14 protein-coding genes and 1 pseudogene are annotated in these 18,411 nt (G+C 68.2%); 7 read left to right on the top strand and 8 right to left on the bottom strand.

What is annotated here, in order from left to right:
* Together ACLBXO_RS26210 and ACLBXO_RS26205 are read right to left on the bottom strand one after the other, a co-directional pair.
* A partial coding sequence (locus ACLBXO_RS26210; RefSeq protein WP_447687225.1) for a S8 family serine peptidase occupies positions 1–1,773 on the bottom strand: 1,773 nt, incomplete at its 3' end.
* Between the two features lie 276 nt (positions 1,774–2,049).
* Positions 2,050–2,173, bottom strand: a pseudogene (locus tag ACLBXO_RS26205) (IS5/IS1182 family transposase); the annotation flags it as partial.
* A gap of 303 nt (positions 2,174–2,476) precedes the next feature.
* Here ACLBXO_RS26205 and ACLBXO_RS26200 point away from each other — a divergent pair.
* The 5 genes from ACLBXO_RS26200 to ACLBXO_RS26180 all read left to right on the top strand — a co-directional run bounded on the left by ACLBXO_RS26200 (position 2,477) and on the right by ACLBXO_RS26180 (position 7,049).
* On the top strand, positions 2,477–3,058 hold the full coding sequence (locus ACLBXO_RS26200) for a recombinase family protein (protein ID WP_447687224.1): 582 nt from the start codon (positions 2,477–2,479) through the stop codon (positions 3,056–3,058).
* Positions 3,059–3,062: 4 nt separating this feature from the next.
* A complete protein-coding gene (locus ACLBXO_RS26195) occupies positions 3,063–3,518 on the top strand; it encodes a hypothetical protein (protein WP_447687223.1) in 456 nt (151 codons plus the stop codon).
* A gap of 76 nt (positions 3,519–3,594) precedes the next feature.
* Positions 3,595–4,077, top strand: a complete 483-nt coding sequence (locus ACLBXO_RS26190) for a hypothetical protein (protein WP_447687222.1) — start codon at positions 3,595–3,597, stop codon at positions 4,075–4,077.
* Between the two features lie 195 nt (positions 4,078–4,272).
* A complete protein-coding gene (locus tag ACLBXO_RS26185) occupies positions 4,273–4,743 on the top strand; it encodes a MucR family transcriptional regulator (RefSeq protein WP_447687221.1) in 471 nt (156 codons plus the stop codon).
* A 614-nt stretch (positions 4,744–5,357) separates the two neighbouring features.
* Positions 5,358–7,049 (top strand): methyl-accepting chemotaxis protein, encoded by a 1,692-nt coding sequence (locus ACLBXO_RS26180; protein ID WP_447687220.1) that lies wholly within the window; start codon positions 5,358–5,360, stop codon positions 7,047–7,049.
* Between the two features lie 54 nt (positions 7,050–7,103).
* Here the strand turns inward: ACLBXO_RS26180 and ACLBXO_RS26175 are convergent, their stop codons facing one another.
* The 5 genes from ACLBXO_RS26175 to ACLBXO_RS26155 form a co-directional block, all read right to left on the bottom strand.
* Positions 7,104–7,718 (bottom strand): hypothetical protein, encoded by a 615-nt coding sequence (locus tag ACLBXO_RS26175; protein WP_447687219.1) that lies wholly within the window; start codon positions 7,716–7,718, stop codon positions 7,104–7,106.
* A gap of 61 nt (positions 7,719–7,779) precedes the next feature.
* Entirely contained in the window at positions 7,780–9,240 is a 1,461-nt protein-coding gene (locus tag ACLBXO_RS26170) for a methyl-accepting chemotaxis protein (RefSeq protein WP_331312285.1), read from the bottom strand.
* Positions 9,241–9,680: 440 nt separating this feature from the next.
* Positions 9,681–9,947 (bottom strand): hypothetical protein, encoded by a 267-nt coding sequence (locus ACLBXO_RS26165; RefSeq protein WP_447687218.1) that lies wholly within the window; start codon positions 9,945–9,947, stop codon positions 9,681–9,683.
* Positions 9,948–10,139: 192 nt separating this feature from the next.
* Positions 10,140–10,367 carry a hypothetical protein gene (locus ACLBXO_RS26160; protein WP_447687217.1) on the bottom strand — a complete coding sequence of 76 codons (228 nt, stop codon included), beginning with the start codon at positions 10,365–10,367 and terminating at the stop codon, positions 10,140–10,142.
* Positions 10,368–10,494: 127 nt separating this feature from the next.
* The gene (locus ACLBXO_RS26155) at positions 10,495–12,897 is read right to left on the bottom strand and encodes a putative bifunctional diguanylate cyclase/phosphodiesterase (RefSeq protein WP_447687216.1); all 2,403 of its coding nucleotides are present in this window, start codon (positions 12,895–12,897) and stop codon (positions 10,495–10,497) included.
* A gap of 571 nt (positions 12,898–13,468) precedes the next feature.
* Between ACLBXO_RS26155 and ACLBXO_RS26150 the strand changes: the two genes are divergently transcribed.
* Entirely contained in the window at positions 13,469–14,548 is a 1,080-nt protein-coding gene (locus tag ACLBXO_RS26150) for a PAS domain-containing protein (protein ID WP_447687215.1), read from the top strand.
* 152 nt (positions 14,549–14,700) lie between these two features.
* On the opposite strand, the gene ACLBXO_RS26145 is transcribed toward ACLBXO_RS26150, so the two are convergent.
* The gene (locus ACLBXO_RS26145) at positions 14,701–15,519 is read right to left on the bottom strand and encodes a universal stress protein (protein WP_447687214.1); all 819 of its coding nucleotides are present in this window, start codon (positions 15,517–15,519) and stop codon (positions 14,701–14,703) included.
* Positions 15,520–15,812: 293 nt separating this feature from the next.
* On the opposite strand from ACLBXO_RS26145, the gene mgtA reads away from it, so the two are divergent.
* Positions 15,813–18,401 carry a magnesium-translocating P-type ATPase gene (gene mgtA, locus ACLBXO_RS26140; protein ID WP_447687213.1) on the top strand — a complete coding sequence of 863 codons (2,589 nt, stop codon included), beginning with the start codon at positions 15,813–15,815 and terminating at the stop codon, positions 18,399–18,401.
* Positions 18,402–18,411 lie beyond the last annotated feature (10 nt).

Genomic DNA, 18,411 nt, shown 5'->3' with positions numbered 1-18,411 from the left:
GGAGGCGGTGAGGCTGGCGGTCTGGGCGACGGCGACGAGGCCGGCATTGGCGAGGGGGCCGGCGAGGCTGTAGCTGCCGCCGCCCGTGACGGCGAGGGTCGCGCCGGCGGCGTTGGCGAAGGTGCCGCTGCTGGCGACGGTCCCGGACACGGCGAGCAGGCCGGCATTGTTGGCGATGGCGCCGTCGATGCGGCCGGCGCTGGCCAGCACGGTGCCGGCATTGGTCAGGCCGCCGCTGATGGTGCCGCTGGTGGCGAGCGTGCCGGAGTTGGCGACGCCGCCGCCGATGGCGCCGGTGTTGAGGGCCGTGCCGGCATTGGCGACTCCGCCGGAGACGGTGCCGGTGTTGACCAGGAGGCCGGCATTGCTGACGCCGCTCTGGGTCCAGCCGGCGTTGACGTAGGTGCCGGCGCCCTGGACGGAGACCGGCGAGGTCAGGCTGCCGGTGGCGGACAGGAACAGGGTACCGCCGGCGACGGTGGTCGGTCCGGCATAGGTGTCTGTTCCGGCGAGTTCGAGGGTGCCGAGGCCAGTCTTGGTCAGGCCGCCGACGCCGGAGATGTCGTTGGCGAAGCGGCCGTAATAGGCCTGTCCGTTGTAGGTGGTGTTGACGGTCCAGTCGGAGGTGAACTGGCCAGGCCCGTCGATGGCCTTGCCGAGGTTGAGCAGGCCCCAGCCGTAGACATCGTTGGGTCTGTCGGCGGGTCCGTCACCGAGATGGGTGGCGGTGGTGAACATGGTCTGGGCGATCTGCGGCGCGGTCAGGAACGGGAACGCCTGACGCAGAACAGCGGCAGCACCGGAGATCACGGGAGCCGCCGAGGATGTTCCACCGAGGGCCCAGAAGGTGTATCCGGTATCGCCGGGCCTGTTGCGGGGTGAAGCAACAGTGATATCATCAGCTGGTGCAGCGATGCACCACGCCGCTGCTGCGCCGCATAAATTGCTATAATCTGCAATTGTATTATTTTTCTTAAGAGCAGCGGCCGCTACAATAAATCCATTGACTTTGCTGAAATTAAACTGACTGCCGACGTCATCTCCATCCGGATCAATTACTTGATAAACTCGCCCATTGGCGTTTTCTGGCCTTATGTATGGGAGCAAGGCGCCATCGCTTGCATTCATATAATTGGCGCCGTTTGTGGAAACGTGCTCATTTCCGGCAGCAAAAACCATCAAGACGTCTTTGTCTGCAGCATATTTGGTCGCATTATACATATTTTCCAGATAATTAACTGAGTAAACCTGGAATGGCAGATCATATCTGTAATTACGACCATAGCTACCATTTAGCACGCGTGCGCCATTATCGGCGGCATAGATAATAGCTTCATTTGAATGCCTGAGATTAAACAGCGCCATGATCGTGCTGTCGAAAGCCACACCCATGACTTGAGAATTATTCCCGGGATTGGCTGCGAGCGAGCTTGTTACGCCTGTCCCATGCCCGTCATTGTCTGTATCATAGATTGGCCGCTTGCCGTTTATTAGAAAATTGTATGATAAATTGGAAACGCGCCCGATGAAGGCGGGGTGTGTCGCATCAAGTCCACTGTCGACAACGGCAACTGTGACGCCATATCCTGTAAAACCGCGAGCATAGGCGGTGGACGCGTTGATGCTTGAGAGAACATAGTTGCGCCTGTAAGCATCCCATTGCTGAAAATCGACTGCTGAAAGGCCATAGGTCGAGGGCGAGGGCGTTGGCATGGTCTGCGCATCTGCCGAATGCAGGCCGGCCATTAGCGCATACAGCGAGCAACCGAGCATCAAGACTCGACGCGACGAGCGGAACCGTAGCGGCGTTTCCACTCGCGTCGAGTGATCACTCGATGAGTTCGAGCAATACCTTGGTTGGAATTGGGAGCTCAAAGGAAGATACCCTCGAATTTTGGTGCGCCAAGTTGTGAGTCTCATAATCAGATACGATTTAGATAAACTATTGCTACGCCGCCACACATGGCATCTCTATGATGCCTTGAGACTCCAGGTGACGTATTTTGGGACGCTTTGTCCCTGTCGGTTCAAGACGACCAAGAGTGCCAAACAGAATGCTTTGATCTGGTTGAGTGTGATGAGGCTGGCCAGCGAGGCTGGTGAAGTCCTCGTAGAAGTCAGCGCGTTGCTCGTAGCGCGCCGGCAAGCGCCGGAAGCCGTTGAACCATGCGTGCGCTCCACCAGCCGGTCAGGTCAACGCAGTGCTTGCACCGTTTGGGTGTGCATCGGCGGCAGCCCATCCCTACCAATCGTTCAAAGTCACACTTCCTCAGCAAGTGAATGTCGCTCCGGTCGGCATCCGGCTCGATGGGTGGTCGTGCATCAGACACATGGCTTGGCTATGTCGGATATCTGACCGTATTTCCGACATCGAGCGGAACCCGCCGGTGGGCAGCCTGAAATGGCTCCTCTTTTGTCGGAGAAACGTGTCGGCTTTCCTATTGCCGGATAAACGCGCTTTTGGCACTGTCCCGACATGCTCGTCGGATATGCCCGCGTCTCTACCCAGGATCAGAACCTCGACCTCCAGCGCGATGCGCTGACGAAGGCCGGGTGCGAGCGCCTGTTCGAGGAGAAGAAGTCGGGCAAGGCCGGTACCAAGCGGCCCGCCTTCGATGAAGCCCTCGCCTTCCTGCGCCCCGAGGACGTGCTCGTGGTCTGGAAACTCGATCGCCTGGGCCGTTCACTCGTCGAGATGATGCGCACCATAGACGGCCTGCGCGTGAAGGAGATCCATTTCCGCTCGCTCACCGAGCAGTTCGACTCCGCCACCGCCCATGGCCGCTTCGCCCTGCAGATGCACGGCGCCATGGCCGAGTACTTCCTCGACCTCAATCGCGAGCGCACCATGGAGGGCCTGAAGGCCGCGCTCGCCCGAGGCCGCAAGGGCGGCCGGCCGAAGAAGCTCAAGGAGGCCGACCTCGAAGCGGCCCGCGCCATGCTGGCGGCCGGCACGATCAGCGTGGCCGAGATCGCCAAGCGGCTCGGCGTCAACCGCGACACCTTCTACAGCTACTTCCCCCGCGCTCGCGCCAACGCGCGCTCGGACAAGGCGTGAGCCGATGCCGATCCGGCGCGAGCATCGCTTCTTCTACCCGATCGATTGGCCACAGCTCTCGGCCGTGATCCGCTTCCAGCGCGCCGGAGGCCACTGCGAGGTGTGCCGGCGTCCGCACGGCCAGACAGTGTTCCATCTCGGCGATGGCCGCTGGTGGGATGCCGGCGCCGGCATCTGGCGTGATGGCGGCGGCAAGCGCGTGTCCGTCGCGCTCGGGGTCGACGACATGCTCGGGTCTGTGCGCCGGACGCGGGTGGTTCTGGCCGCCGCCCATCGCGACCACGATACCAGCAACAATGCCAACGCCAATCTCGCGGCCTTCTGTCAGCGCTGCCACATGATCCACGATCGCCCCGAGCACCGGAGACGGCGCTGGCGCACCCTGTTCCGGCGCAAGGCGCTGGGCGACCTGTTCCGGCGCAAGGCGCTGGGCGACCTGTTCCGAGGTCCCTACGCTTGAGCGAGTTGCCGAGTCGGCAACGCTGAGAGGGCCGACACGGGCTTTCCCGGTCCTGGGCGGCTTTGTAAACGTCCTGATGCCTATCCTGACCGACCGCCAGAGGATCGAACTCGCGGTTCCCGCCTACCTCCTCTACGCCCTGACAGGCGCGCCGGGTGTATTCGTTCCGGCCGATCCGGACCTGCGTGCGAGAGCCGAAGCGGATATTGCCGAGCTGCGCGGCAACCTGCGGACGGCCTGCCTGGAGCCCCTGGCCGATCTGACGCCGGCCAAGGGGCAGGCGCTGATACGCCGCCTCGAGCGCATCAAACGACAGGTCACCGCTGACTGGCACGAGCGGCCGGCGCTTGGCCTGATGCTGATGCTCTGGTGCTTCCTCAAGGATCTGACTGACCGCGAGGTCCTGATCCTGTGGGAAGGCTCGGCGATGGATCGGGCGATGCAGAAGCTGATGCCGATGTGTGCGTATGGCTTGAAGAAGCAGACGGCCGATGCGGCGGCCCAGGAGCAGGCCCGAGCATTGCTCGACCACCTTCAAGCCGAAGGGCTCTATCGCTGATCGGCAGCTCAGCCGACCGCGCCCATCATCGCAGCCATGCCGAAGAGCTGTCGCAGTCCCGGCAGAGTGTCCGGATAATGAATTATGTCTATCTTGGGTGGAGAGGCTCACAAAAAAACAACTTGAAATCTATTTATTGTCTAATCTGGAATTTTTAGGAACCTAGATCTGTTTCTGTCAATTATGACCGCTATCATGAACATGGAGAAAGGCATGGTAGGCAGTCGTATTGATTTGAAAAGTGCCGTATCTGTAGACTATGGCCGATTAACGAGTGACCTGGTCACTGCCTACGTGGCGAACAATCACGTGCCGGCCTCGGAGCTGTCGGAGTTGATCGCCACGATGCACGCGGCCCTCACCAGCCTTGAGGCCGGCAGCGCCGAACTCGATCCAGGAGCTGAGAAACTCACGCCCGCTCAGATCCGCCGGTCCATCACCCACGAGGCGCTGATCAGCTTCGAGGATGGCAAGCGCTACCAGACGCTCAAGCGGCACCTGACCACCTGTGGTCTGACCCCGGAGACGTACCGGGCGAAGTGGGGACTTCCAGGCGACTATCCGATGGTCGCTCCGGGCTACTCGGAAAGGCGATCCGCGATCGCCAAGCACCTGCGCTCCGGTTGGAACCATCCGGAGCAAACCCTCGAGCCATCAGCTTCCTAAGCCCGGTGTGCAGCGTGCCCGATAGGCTGCTGCGCCCGTTTGGATCTCATCGATGATCGACGACCGTCCGCTCCAGCGATGTCCTGTCTTGAAGCGGACGGTCCAAAACGATCCGCGCCGGCCGTGTGAAGGGGCATCGAAGCCACCGAGCAGCGTCATCTCCGGGTTGGGCGTGGGGGCCGCGGCCGAGCCAGTGCGCAGAGTGAGCCGATCTGCAGAGTCCTGCCGATCGCTTCGTCGACCTACCCCGCCCATGCCGCACGGCGAGCGGATCCCGGCAGGCTGAGGTGCGCTGCGCCTGCGCGCGATCATGGATAGCTGGTTCGAGAACTTCGAAATTCGAGACCGGGCGGCCGCCAGCACCCTGCGATCACCTTTCAGCGCAAAAGATCTGCTTCGATACCGATATTCAAGTGAGAATGACTTCTTGGCTGTCACTCAATATGTCCCAATATAAGTGTTACATCATGTAGTCTAAATTAGCTTAAGTAAAATATTTGTCAGTTCAAAATTCTATTTTATTGATGCGATACCTGCGACAAAATGCCCGTTAAGACTAATTTTAGCGATGCTGCATAAATTTAGACTGTCAAAATGGAGCCTACGGCGGGTCTATGCTGCGCAATTCGAAGATCCTGATCAAGGTATTTGTTCCGCTCCTGATCATGTCCGCGGTCGCCGCCGGCTTGATGTACTATGCCATCGGTAGGCTCAATCAGCTCGCGGGGCAAACGCGCGAGATCGTCGACACGCAGGCGGTTCGGCTCGAACGCATCCTGAGCGTTCAGATCAACACCAACGAGGCTGCCATCCACGCGCGCAATATGATCCTGGAGACGCGCGAGCAGGAGATGGCTACCTTCAAGGCTCGGTACGATGCGGCCACGAAAGCCTCGCTTGATGCTGTAAACACCCTGATCACGCTGGCCGATACGCGCGATCGGAAGGCCACCAATCAGACGCTCCAAGGCATTCTGAATGAGTTTTTCGCCGCCATGGACAGATCGAACGTCCTCGGCCTCAAGAATGACAACGATGCCGCTACCAAGATCCTGCTGACGGATGGATCGGCCGCGCGCGCCAAGATGCGGGACTTCGTTCAGGGCCGGGTTGATCGGCTGACGGCAGAGTTGCGGCAAGCGCGCGACGATGCCGATCAGGCGGTGAATGCCGCTAAGACCGTGCTGATCGGTGCCTCCGCGGCTGGCCTCGTCAGCGCCGTCGCGCTCTCCGCGCTGATCGTGATCTTCGGCATCACCCGCCCGTTGGGTAGCCTGGTGGGGGTGCTGCAGCGGATGGCCCGCGGCGAGGTCGACGCCGAGATCCGCGAGGCCGCCCGCGGCGACGAGATCGGCGCCGTTGGCAAAGCGGTCGAGGGCATCAAGGCCATGGTCGCCCGCAAGGCCGCCGAGGAGGCCGAGGTCAAGCGCCGCGCCGACGAGGCCGCGGCCGCCGAGCGCAAGCGCACCATGATCGAGCTCGCCGACGGTTTCGAGCGCGCGGTCGGCGGGATCGTCGGCCTGGTCTCGTCCTCGGCCACCGAGCTCCAGGCCACTGCCCAGCAGATGACCGCCACCGCCGAGGAGACCGCCGCGCAATCGACCAGCGTGGCCGCGGCCGCGGAAGAAGCCTCGACCAACGTCAACACGGTCGCGGCAGCCGCCGAGGAACTCGGCTCGTCCGTGCAGGAGATCGGCCGGCAGGTGCAGGGCTCGGCCGGGCTCGCGCAGGCCGCGGTCGGCGAAGCGGGCCAGACTGCCCACCTCGTCCAGGCCCTGAAGACGACCTCCAGCAGGATCGGCGAGATGGTCGGCCTGATCTCCGGGATCGCCGGCCAGACCAACCTCCTGGCGCTCAACGCCACGATCGAAGCCGCCCGTGCCGGTTCGGCCGGCAAGGGCTTCGCGGTGGTGGCGACCGAGGTGAAGGCCCTGGCCGAGCAGACCGCCCGGGCCACCCAGGAGATCGCGAGCCAGATCGGCGAGATCCAGGGGGTGACCGATCAGGCAGTGACGGCGATCGGCGGGATCACCGGGCGGATCCGGGAGATCGACGGCGTGGCGACCTCGATCGCGGCGGCCGTCGAGCAGCAGGGCGCGGCGACCCAGGAGATCGTCCGCAACGTGGCGCAGGCCTCGGCGGGGACGAGCGCGGTGACGGGCAACATCGCCGGCGTGGCGCGGGCCTCGGAGGAGACGGGGGCGGCGGCCGGGCAGGTCCTGTCGGCGGCCTCGGAGCTGTCGCGGCAATCCGAGCATCTCGGCGCCGAGGTCGCCCGCTTCCTCGCCACCGTGCGCGCCGCCTGAGGCAAGCAGGGCGGAGATCCGCGTCGTCCCGGTCCGACCGGCCGCACGCGGATCTCAGACCCGCGCGCCTCCGAGCGCGCGCCCCGCGATGCCGATGTCGCGGAGCGCGCGCGTACCCGCCTCGGTGATGGTCCAGTCGATCAGGGCCTGCCCGCGCAGATGATGCGGGCGCGGATCGCCGATCCGCCGGATGAGGCCCAGGCGTTCGAGAAGGAGATTTCGCGGATCGTCGGCCGCCATCGCGCGGTCGCGCGCGCCGATCAGGGCGAGGCGGTCCGCCTGCGTCCTCTTCAAGAGCGCGCTCACCGCTCGGCCCGTGCGCCTGCGGCTGCATTCCGGGCCGGAGCGATCGAGGCCGCCTCGCGATCGTCGCGCCTCCCGCGGTTCCGGACTCTGCGCCGGCCGCACGACGCTCCGCGCGTCGGCGCGCCCGATCAGCGCGGTGCCGGGCGAAGCCACGCTGTCGGGGTTCGTGAAGGTGGTCGTCACGGGCATCGCATTGTCTTTTCGGCCGAGGCCGCGCGCCGCCAAGTCACCGGGGCGCCCGGCATCCGTCAGTTCCGGCTGCGCCGCGGCGGGCTCCAGCACTCTGCCGCGCGTGATCGCGTGCGGACGCACCGCCGGGATGCCCCAGGCCGGCGCGTCCGCGTCGGACCGGTCGTGCCGCACCGTTCCCTGGCCCCGTCGGAGCCGGAAGGGACTTGGGCGACCGGTCGCCTGACGGCTCCCGTCAGCCCGCCCGGAGGTACTTCTCCATGCTGGCACCGAGCCCGGCGGAATGCGCCTCGAGCGTGTCGGAGATCCGCCGGACCATCTCGGCGAGCTGTCCCGTCTCTCCGGCCGCGGCCGAGACACCGGTGATGTTGGACGACATCTCCTGGGTCGAGGCGGCCTGCTGCTCGACGGCGCTCGCCATGGCCAGCGTCAGTTTCGAGAGCTCGGCCACCTCGTCGGTGATCAGGCGGATCGCCGTCACGGCCTCGCCGGTCGCCTTCTGGATGGCGTGGACCTTGTGGGTGATCTCGCCGGTCGCCCGCGCCGTCTGGCCGGCGAGTTCCTTGACCTCCGTGGCCACCACCGCGAAGCCGCGGCCGGCCGCGCCCGCGCGCGCCGCCTCGATCGTGGCGTTGAGCGCGAGGAGGTTGGTCTGGTCGGCGATCGACTTGATCATTCCGACCACCGCGTCGACCTCGCCGGCATTGGCGGCGAGGTTGCGCACCGTGGCATCGGTCGCCATCGCCTGGTTGGCGATCTGCTGGGTGCGCTCGGAGACCCGCCCGACCTGGCCCGAGATCTCATGGATCGAGCTGGTCATCTCCTCGGATCCGGCCGCCACGGAGTTCGCGCGCTCGCTCGCCGCGTCCGCCGAGCGGTTCAGGCCCTCCGCCGACTCCTTCATCTCGCCGATCGCGGTCCCGAGCGCCTCGACGACGCCGGCGACGTCCTCGGCCATGGCGAGCTGTGCGGTGATGACCGACCACGTCAGCATCGGCCCGACATAGGTTCCGTCCGCGTCGGTGATGGCGGAGACCTGCAGGTCGAGGGTCTCGGGTCCGACCTTGATCTTGGTGCGGTGGGGCAGTCGGCGCGCGTCGGCGAGCATGGTCCGCTGGTGATGCGGGTTCTTGTGGAAGACGTCGAAGGACTTGCCCATCATCTCGGAGACCTTGATCGGCAGATACCGCTCGATGGCTTCCAGGGTCTTGCGCGAGGTGTTGTTGATGTAATTGATCTTGAAGTCGTTCTTCGGGTCTGCGGTCATGACGGCGACCGGCATCTCGTCGATCATGCGCAGCAGCCGGTTGGTCTCGCTCTTCTTGGCCGTGATGTCGCTGGCGAACTTGATGACCTTGAAGGGCTTGCCGTCGGAGCCCAGGATCGGGTTGTAGGTGGCTTCGAGCCAGACCTTCGCGCCGGATCGCGCGCGACGGGGGAATTCGCCGGACGCGAACTCGCCGGCCCGCAGTTTCGACCAGAATTCGTCGTACTCCGGATTGCCGGCCATCTCCTCGCCGACCAGGATCCGGTGGTGCTGTCCCTGCAGGGAGGCCAGATCGTAGCCCACGACGGCCAGGAAATTCGGGTTGGCGCGCAGGATCGTGCCATCCATGCCGAACTCGATGATGGCCAAGGAGCGCGTCAGCGCGTCGATGGTGGCCTGGGTTTCATTAAAGGCGGACTTACGGAACATGGCGCAACTCTCATTGGACGCCGTATCGTGACATCGAGACCATAAGTTGGTCTTAGTCGCATCTCCGAATCCCGCCCGGACCGTGCGCCGCCACGTTCCATTTCGAAAGGATTTTTGGAGCCCAATACAGATCATGGTCGGGCTATGACCCATTCCGTGTCAGATCGACCGCCGCCATCAAGTCTCGGCGGCTAACGGCAGGCGAACGACGGTCACCCAATGATCGGAGCCGGTCCGAGCGCGCGTCGAGAGCCGCTGCGCACAGTGCCGCGACGGGCAACGGCCCGATCCGCGCGTGAGGTCGAACGCGGTCTCCCCGGTCGCGCACCGCGCGCTTTCGACCGCACGGACAAATCGGTCCGGTCTGCGGCACTCCGTCAGCCTGGGATAGGGCCGTGATCCGGATCGGCTGGCCCGCATTCGTGCAGTTGGCACGAAGGCTACCGCGAAGCCTGCGCCGAATCCTCCTCGTCCGCCAGCCGAAGGAAGTCCTCGACTTTCGCGACGTTGCGTTCCGTCAAGGCGAGGACTTCCCAGGCCGCGACGAGAACTTCCGGCTCGGCGGACAGCCTCTCGTCCGGGGCTTTCAGGACCCGTCTGAGGCCGCCGGCCAGAGCCCGCATCGCCGCCGCGGTCTGACGGATCTGCGCGATCCGTGGACCGATGTCCTCTCCGGAATCGAGGCGCCGGCGCAGGTCGAGCAGCATCGCGCGGGCGCTCTCGGCGCCCGGGATGGCGCCGAGGGGGATGATGTCGGCCATGGCGATCACGCCTGCCCGATCCGGTGCGGCCCGCCGCGCCGGTGCCCCGCCGGGGCCTCTCCCCGGCAATCCGGCCGGTGGTTGGGATCGGTCCAGGGCCCTGGGGCGCTGGCGGTGCGGCACTCCATCGGGACCGCCTCAGGCCGCGCGCACGGTGGTGCGGAAGCGCGCCATCTCCGCCGCGCGTTGCTCGGCGTGTCGCGACAGCTCGCCGGAGGATGCCAGCACCTGGGCGAGCAGGGCCGCGAGATTGTCGATGCGCGGCTGGACGAGATCGCCGGCGGCGGCAGCGACCAGCAGCAGCGGGATCGTGACTTTCATAACAGTCTTGAGGTCGGAAAGGCGCGACATGTACTGCTGCTCCACTGTCTTCGGATTCTGAAGTGGCCGCATTTAAGGACGCGTTGCTCGACAGCCGCGCTCCGAAGGCGTTCTGCGCGCGACAAGAGAGGTTTCCTGCCTTTCGGCGGCGACGCGACGCGCCGCCCGCCGACTACGAGGCGCGGGCCAGCGACAGGACCGGGCGCGCGTCGGCGGCCGGGCTCCCGTCCGGATCGCCGGCGCCCGCGCTCGGCGGCGGCACACCCTCGATCCGCGCGATGAGCGCCGCGACCTCGTGGACCGGGCGCGCCGGGCTGTAGAGGAAGCCCTGCGCGATATCGCAGCGCTTGTCCCGGAGGACGTCCAGTTGCTGGCGGGTCTCCACGCCCTCCACCGTGACGCTCATCGACAGGGCGCGCGCCATCCGGGCGATGGCCTCGACGACGGCGACCTTCTCGGGCCGGCCCTGCAGGTCGCGCACGAAGGAGCGGTCGACCTTCACCTTGTCGAACGGGAATTCGGTCAGGTAGCTCAGGCTCGAGTAGCCCGTGCCGAAATCGTCCAGGGCGATGCGCACGCCCGTCGCGCGCAGGCGCTTCAGGTTCTCCAGCACCTCCGGACCGTGGTCGAGCAGCACCGACTCGGTGATCTCGATCTCGAGCCGATCGGGCGCGAGGCCGGTCTCGCGCAGAACGGCCGCGACCTCGGCGTGGAAGCCCGGCATCCGCACGTGGATGGAGGAGATGTTTACCGCGATCTTCAGGTCGGACCACGTGCGGGCGTCGGTGCAGGCGCGGCGCAGGGCCCAGCGGCCGATCTCGACGATGAAGCCGGTCGCCTCCGCGATGGGGATGATCTCCCCGGGCGAGACCCAGCCGTACCCGGACTTGTTCCACCGCAGCAGCGCCTCGAAACCCGCGACACGACCGCTCCGCATGTCCACCAGGGGCTGGTAGTGCAGCTCCATCTCGTCCGCCGCGAGGGCCGCACGCATGTCCAGGTCGAACTGCCGCTGGCGGACGACGCGCTCCTCCAGAGACGGGTCGAAGGTCCGCCAGCAACCCTTGCCGTCCGCCTTGGCGGCGTAGAGGGCGAGATCGGCGCGCATGAGCAGGCTGGCAGGCTCGATCGCGTCGTCCGGCACGTAGGCGATGCCGACGCTGACGCCGACCTCCAGCCGGGCCTCGTCGATCTGGAACGGCCGGCGCAGCTCGGTCACCACGCGGGCGGCGAGGGCCTCGGCCGCGGGCCGGCCGAGGTCGCGGACGACCATCGCGAACTCGTCGCCGCCGAGGCGGAACAGGCTGTGCGGGTGACCGATGGCGAGCAGGCGTGCCGTGACCGCGCGCAGCAATCGGTCGCCGACGAGGTGGCCGCGACTGTCGTTGACGGCCTTGAAGCCGTCGAGGTCGAGATAGAACAGCGCGCTCGGATCCTCCGCCGTGCGGACCGCGCGGCAGAGCGTCCCCAGCGCGTCCTGGAAGCCGCTGCGGTTCGGCAATCCGGTCAGGCTGTCGTGACCCGCCAGGAAGGCGATGCGGGCCTGCGCCTCCCGGCTCTCGGTGGCGTCCGAGCCCACGCCGCGGTACCCCGCGAACGCCCCCTGCGCGTCGAAGACGGGCTTGCCGTTGAGCGTGATCCAGCGCGTGCCGGCCGCGGTACGGAGCCGGATGGTGCGGTCGCGGAAAGGCGCGCGCGCCGCGATCGCCGCGGCGACGGCCTGGGCGTCCGCGCCGTCGCCGTCCGGGTCGGCGAACGCGCGCAGGAGCTCGGACAGCGTCCGGTGGCGCAGCCCGGCGGCCTCGACGCCGAGCAGGGCGGCGACGGCGGCGCGGGCCTGCCGAAGGCGCCCGACCGTGTCGGTTTCCCAGAGCCAGTCGCTCGTGCCCTCGGCGAAATCCTTGAGGAGGAGCCCGATAGTCTCGCTCTGCGCCTGCACCAAGACGCGGTCGCAGAGGCGCTGGTAGGAGTGCCGGCACATCCGACGCGCGCTCACGAAGACGAAGGCCGCGTACAGCGACAGCAGCACGGCGACGTACTCGCCGACCGGGCTCTCGCAACCGGCGAGCCCGACGAAGATGCCGGCCACCACCGGCGCCACGGCCAGGAGTGCCAGTGAGAAGATCGGGCCGGCGACGTAGGCGTGCGAGATCAGGGCGGCGCAGACGGCCCCGACCACGATCCGGTAGGCATTGTCGACCGAGGGCAGCAGGATCGCCGGCATGCTGGCCCAGGCGAGACCGCGGCCGAGCGCGAGGCCGTGCAGGACGGCGAAGGCCTCCCGGGCGATCGATCGGTCGCCGAGGCGGCCGCGATAGCGTCGCATCGCGATAAGGGTCACCGCGCAGAGCGCCGTCACCGCCACCGCGAGACCGGACAGGTAGGCGTGCGAGACGATGCCCCAGAAGATGGCGGCGAGCGCGAGCACGACGGCGGCCTGCGTCACCGCCGAGTATCGGCCGAGCTGCAGCGTCTCGGCGAGCATCGTCGCGCGCGTCGCCTCGCGCAGGCGCGCGTCCTCGTCGGGCAGGTGCACCGCGTCGTCGACGCCCATCGGCAGGATGATCTCACTCATGGCCGCGCCCGTTCGAGGACGGCGAAGCGTCGGCGGCGATCACCCTGCCGCGGCGGTCGAACTGGATCGACGCCGGCGCGCTGTCGAGCGCGCCCGGCATCGCCCCGCATCCGGCATTCGGCAGCGACATTTCAATACCCAGGCAGGAGACGGCTCTCCGCGTCTCGCATGCGAGGATGACCGCTCCGGGCTGCCAGAGTCTCAAGCCGATCGCCGGAATTCCTGTCCAATCGCGCTCGCGGAGATCGTATTTCCTGTCATTCCACCGGACACTTCCGGAGCTTCGGACGCAGTGGAATTTTTTGTTCCATCACGCGGCATATCCCTCGCATTCGACCGATAGATACATTGTCAAAATCTGGTATCCGCCGACCGCCGCGATCGAGGCCGCGGCAGGCTTCGTTTCCCAAGCGCTCGGCGGCCCGCACGACACTGACATCCACCATCGAATGTCAGTCAATATGGATCGAATTCTGTCTTATTAACGCTTTTACGGACGCGATTATGGCATTCCGCATTCCAGTTCTGGAGCACTGGCGATCGGGGTGAGGCGATGCCGACACGTGCATTGATGCGTCCGCAGGCGAAGACCGAGATCGGCGCCGCGCCGCGCGGCTTCTCCTCGCGTCACTACCTGAAGCTGATCGAGGATACGGGAAAAGTCGGCTTCTGGTCGGCGGACCTGCGGTCCGAGCGGCTGGACGCGTCGCCGGGCCTCTACCGGATTCTGGGCCTCGACCCGACCACGGAGATGACCTTCGGCTTCGGGCTCGACATGATCCACCCGGAGGATCAGGCCGCGCACGGTGACCAGATCGCCGTGCTGCGCTCCGGCCAGCCGGTCAGTCGCGAGTTCCGCATCATCCGGCCCGACCGGACCCAGCGCTGGCTCCTGCACCACGCCGAGGTCATGCTCGGCGCGGACGGGCACCCGAGCCAGGGCATGGGCGTCGTGTTCGACGTCACGGCGCAGCACGAGACCATGAACGCGCTCATGCAGCGGCATGACCGGCTGAACGCGCTGATCGCCGCGACGGCAGCGGTCTTCTGGGTCAACAAGGCGAACGGTGAGCCGAGCGAGATGCCGCAATGGATGGCCCTGACCGGTCAGTCCCACGCGCAGATGCAGGGTCTGGGCTGGCTCGACGCCGTCCACCCGGACGACCGCTCGCGCACGCTCGCGGCCTGGACCACGGCGGTGGAGCACACGGCGCCCTACAACACCGATTATCGCGTCCTGTGCGCGGACGGGATCTACCGGTGGTTCAACGCGCGCGGCGCGCCGGTGCTGAACAAGGACGGCTCCGTCCGCGAATGGGTCGGAGTCTGCCTGAACGTTCCCGGACGGACCCGCTACGGGGCACCGCCGCCCGAGGCGGCCCCGCCGCCGGGGGCCGCGCAGGGCTCGGCCGCCGAAGAGACCCTGATCCCGAGCCAGATCCGCTCGGCCCGCGCGATCACCGGCCTGTCGAAGGATGAGCTGGCCGCGCGGGCCAACGTCTCGGTCTCGACCCTCAACCGGCTGGAGGACCCGACCTCGGCGGTCCGGTCGCGCTCGGACACCCTCCTCGCCGTGCGCCGTGCCCTGGAGGAGGCCGGCGTCGAGTTCATCTTCGAGGCGGGCAAGAAGCCCGGCGTCCGCGAGGCCTGACCGCGCGTCCGGGCGGGCCCGTCGGTCCGGCGCTTCCGACACGGGGTCGCGGCGCGATCTGCCCCGGCTCCGGCATGGCCCCGCGGGTGGGCCGCGGGATGCATCGGTCAGGGGCCGGACCCGCCCCGGACGGGCGGAAGGGACCGCGCCGGTCAGTGGCTCATCAGGCAGCAGACCGATGCTTCGGCGAGGAGGTCGCGGGTCACCCCGCCGAAGAACCATTCCCGCACGCGGCTGTAGCCGTAGGCGCCGGTCACGATCAGGTCCGCGTCGGCCTCGACCGCCGCCCGCCGGAGTTCCTCGGCGACCGTCCAGCCCGAGGGCGCGATCCGCCGCGGCGCCGCGCGCACGTCGTGGAGCGCGAGATACCGGGCCACGTCCTCGATCTCGGACACGTCCTCTTCCTCCGTGACCCGCAGCACCTCGACCGTCTCCGCCCGCCTCAGCAGCGGCATCGCGTCCGACACGGCCCGGCGGGTCTGCGGCGTGTTCTTCCACCCGATGACGACCCGCCGCGCCGCCACGCGCTCGACGCCGGGCGGGACGACCAGCACCGGGCGGCCCAGCCGCATCAGCGCGTCGCCGAGATCGACGGCCGCACCGGGCGAGACGCCCTCGTTCCCGGCGTAGCGCCCGACCACGACGAGATCGGCGGCCCGCGCCTGCTGCGCGAGGAAGCGCACCGGCTGGTCGAGCTCCGAGCGCCATTCGACGCGCTCGCTCCGGGATCCCGCGTCGCGGAACGCCTGCTCGAGGCCCGCGAGCCGGGCGAGGGTGGCCTGGCGGATCTCCTCGATGACCATGCCCATGGGCACGGCCGTCTCGCCGTAACCCCGGGGATAATCCGGCTGGCACGCGGCGACGCCGACGAGGCGCGTGCCGAGACGAAGCGCGAGGTCCGCGGCGAGCCGCACCCGCAGCGGGGCGTGCAGTCCGTCGTCGACCGCGACCATGAGGCTGGCGTAAGACATGGGAAGGTCCTGCGACGGCAAGCGGTGAACGCCGTCCACCCTGCATCCGCCCCTGCGGCGGGACCTTGATCCAGCTCAAGTCCGGCCGGGCCGCGGGTCTGGCCTCAGTTGATCCAGCTCAAGGCCGCGCGCGGCCGCCCGCAGCACGGTCGTGACCGTAACGGTGCCGCTCGCGCCGCGCCCGGCGGGCGCGGGAGGCACACCCGGGGAGCGAGGTCCGGATGTTCGTCGCACCGTCTGCGGTTGCCCGGTCGCTGTCGCGGGTGCAGCGTCCGCGATGGCCGCTCCGTCCGGTGCGCGCCGACACCGACCGCGTCCCAGATTCGGTCGCGACCTTCTGGACGGCGACCCCGGCTTCGCTGGCGGCGGCCCTCGGCTGCGCGGCGGACGGCCTCTCGGCGGAGGAGGCCCGACGCCGCCTCGCCCGGTACGGCGCCAATGTCGACGCGCCCGCCGCCGTCGCGACTCGTCTCGGCGCCGTCCTGCGGCGGATCCTCGAGCCGCTCTCGGCGATCCTGCTGGTGGCGGCGCTGATCGCGGCCGGGACCGGAGACTGGATCGGCGGCACGATCATCGCGGCCATCCTGGCGCTCTCGATCGGACTCGATACCGTTCAGGAGGGGCACGCGCTGAAGGCCGCCGAGGCCCTGCGCCGCTCGGTCGCCCTCAAGGCGGAGGTCCGCCGCGACGGCACCTACACGACGATCCCGGTGGCGGACGTCGTGCCGGGCGACCTCATCCGCGTCCGGGCCGGCGACATCGTCCCGGCCGACGCCCTCGTGGTCGCGAGCAACGCCTTCACGGCCGCGGAAGCCGCGCTGACCGGCGAGCCCTATCCGGTGGAGAAGCGGCCCGGGGCGGCAGCCGTCGCCGACCCGACCGAGGCCGCCAACGCGCTGTTCCGCGGCGCGGTGGCGCTGACCGGGGAAGCGGTCGCGCTGGTCGCAGCCACGGGCCGGGCCACCATGTTCGGCGCGGCCGCCGCGACCCTCGCGGAGCCGCCGGAGGCCTCGCCGTTCCAGCGGGACCTGCGCGCGTTCGGTCTGGTGGTCGCCCGGATGACGATCGCCCTCGTCGTGGCGGTCCTGGCCTTCCGCGTCGCCTTCGGCCGTCCCGTCCTCGACTCGCTGCTCTTCTCGGTGGCGCTGGCGGTCGGGCTCACCCCCGAACTTCTGCCGATGATCACCACCGTGACCCTGTCCCGCGGCGCCCTGCGCCTGGCCGAGCGGAAGGTGATCGTGAAGCGCCTCGCGGCCATCCACGACCTCGGCGCGATGACGATCCTGTGCACCGACAAGACCGGCACCCTGACCGCCGCCGAGATCGCCCTCACGCGCAGCCTCGATGGGGGCGGTCGCGACGACCCGCGGGCCGCCCGGCTCGCCGCCGTCGCGGCCGATCTCGGCGGCGATCGCGGCGCGCTCGACGCCGCCCTCGTCCGTGCCGCCCCGGGCGCCGCCGCCGGCTGGCGGCTCACGGGGCGCCGCGCCTTCGACTTCGCCCGGCGCTCCGGCTCGGTCCGGGTGGACGGGCCGGAGGGACCGCTCCTGATCGTGAAGGGCGCCCCGGAGGCGGTGCTGGCGCTCTGTACGCACCGGCGGGCGGGCGTCGCCCGCGCGCCGATGACGGCCGCGGAGCGCGCGGAGGCGCTCGACCGCGTCCGGGCGCTGGCCGCGGACGGTCTGCGCGGCATCGCGGTGGCCTCGCGCGCGGCCTCGACCGAGGCGGCCGATTCGGACGAGACGGATCTGGTTCTGGAAGGCTTCTGCGCCTTCGCGGATCCGCCCAAGGCGACCGCCGCGGCGGCCATCGCCCGCCTCGCGGCCGCGGGCGTCCGCGTGAAGATCCTGTCCGGAGACGATCCGGTCGTGGTGCACCGCTTGGCCGGGCTCGTCGGTCTCGCGGGCGAGACCGCGCTGTCCGGGGCCGAGGTCGCCGCACTCGGCGACGAGGCGCTCGCGGTGCGCGTGCGCGCAGTCGACGCGTTCGGGCGCCTCACCCCGGATCAGAAGGTGCGGGTGGTGCGCGCCCTCAAGGCCGACGGCGCCGTGGTGGGCTTCCTGGGCGACGGGATCAACGACGCGCCGGCCCTGCGGCAGGCCGATATCGGCCTGTCGGTGGAGGGCGCCACCGGCGTGGCCCAGGCGGCGGCCGACATGATCCTGCTCGCCCCCGATCTGGAGGTCGTGGCCGACGGCGTGGCCGAAGGACGCCGGACCTTCGCCAACATCCTGAAATACGTCCGCATGGGCGCGAGCTCGAACTTCGGCAACATGCTGTCCATGGCGGCGGCCTCGGTGGCCCTGCCGTTCCTGCCGATGCTGCCGACCCAGATCCTCCTGAACAACCTGCTCTACGACCTCTCCGAGGTCGGCATCCCCTTCGACGGGGTGCGGCCGCAGGCCACCGCCGAGCCGCAGATCTGGGACATGGCGCGCCTCGTCCGCTTCGCCGCCGTGATGGGCCCTCTCTCGTCCCTGTTCGACCTGCTGACCTTCGCGCTCCTGCTCGTCGTCGTCGGCGCGACGCCGGAGATGTTCCGCACGGCCTGGTTCCTGGAGTCGATGGCGACGCAGATCCTCGTGATCTTCGTCATCCGCACGGCCGGACGGCCCTGGCGCGACCGGCCGAGCCCCGCACTCGCGGCCTCCTCGCTCGCCGCCCTCACGCTCGCCCTGACGCTGCCGTTCACGCCCGCGGGTGCGTGGTTCGGCTTCGCGCCACCGCCGGCCCCCGTGCTCCTGGCCGTCCTGACGATCACGCTGACCTACCTGCTCGTGGCCGAGGTGCTGAAACCCATCGTGCTCGGCGGCCCCCCCGCGGCCGGGCAGGGCCGCGGCCGGCCGGGGCTGCAGCGTCCTTCCGGACCGGCCGGAACCTAACAGGGGATCG

The sequence above is a fragment of the Methylobacterium sp. C33D genome, from assembly GCF_053345825.1.
This window is presented reverse-complemented; position numbering and strand designations above follow the sequence as displayed.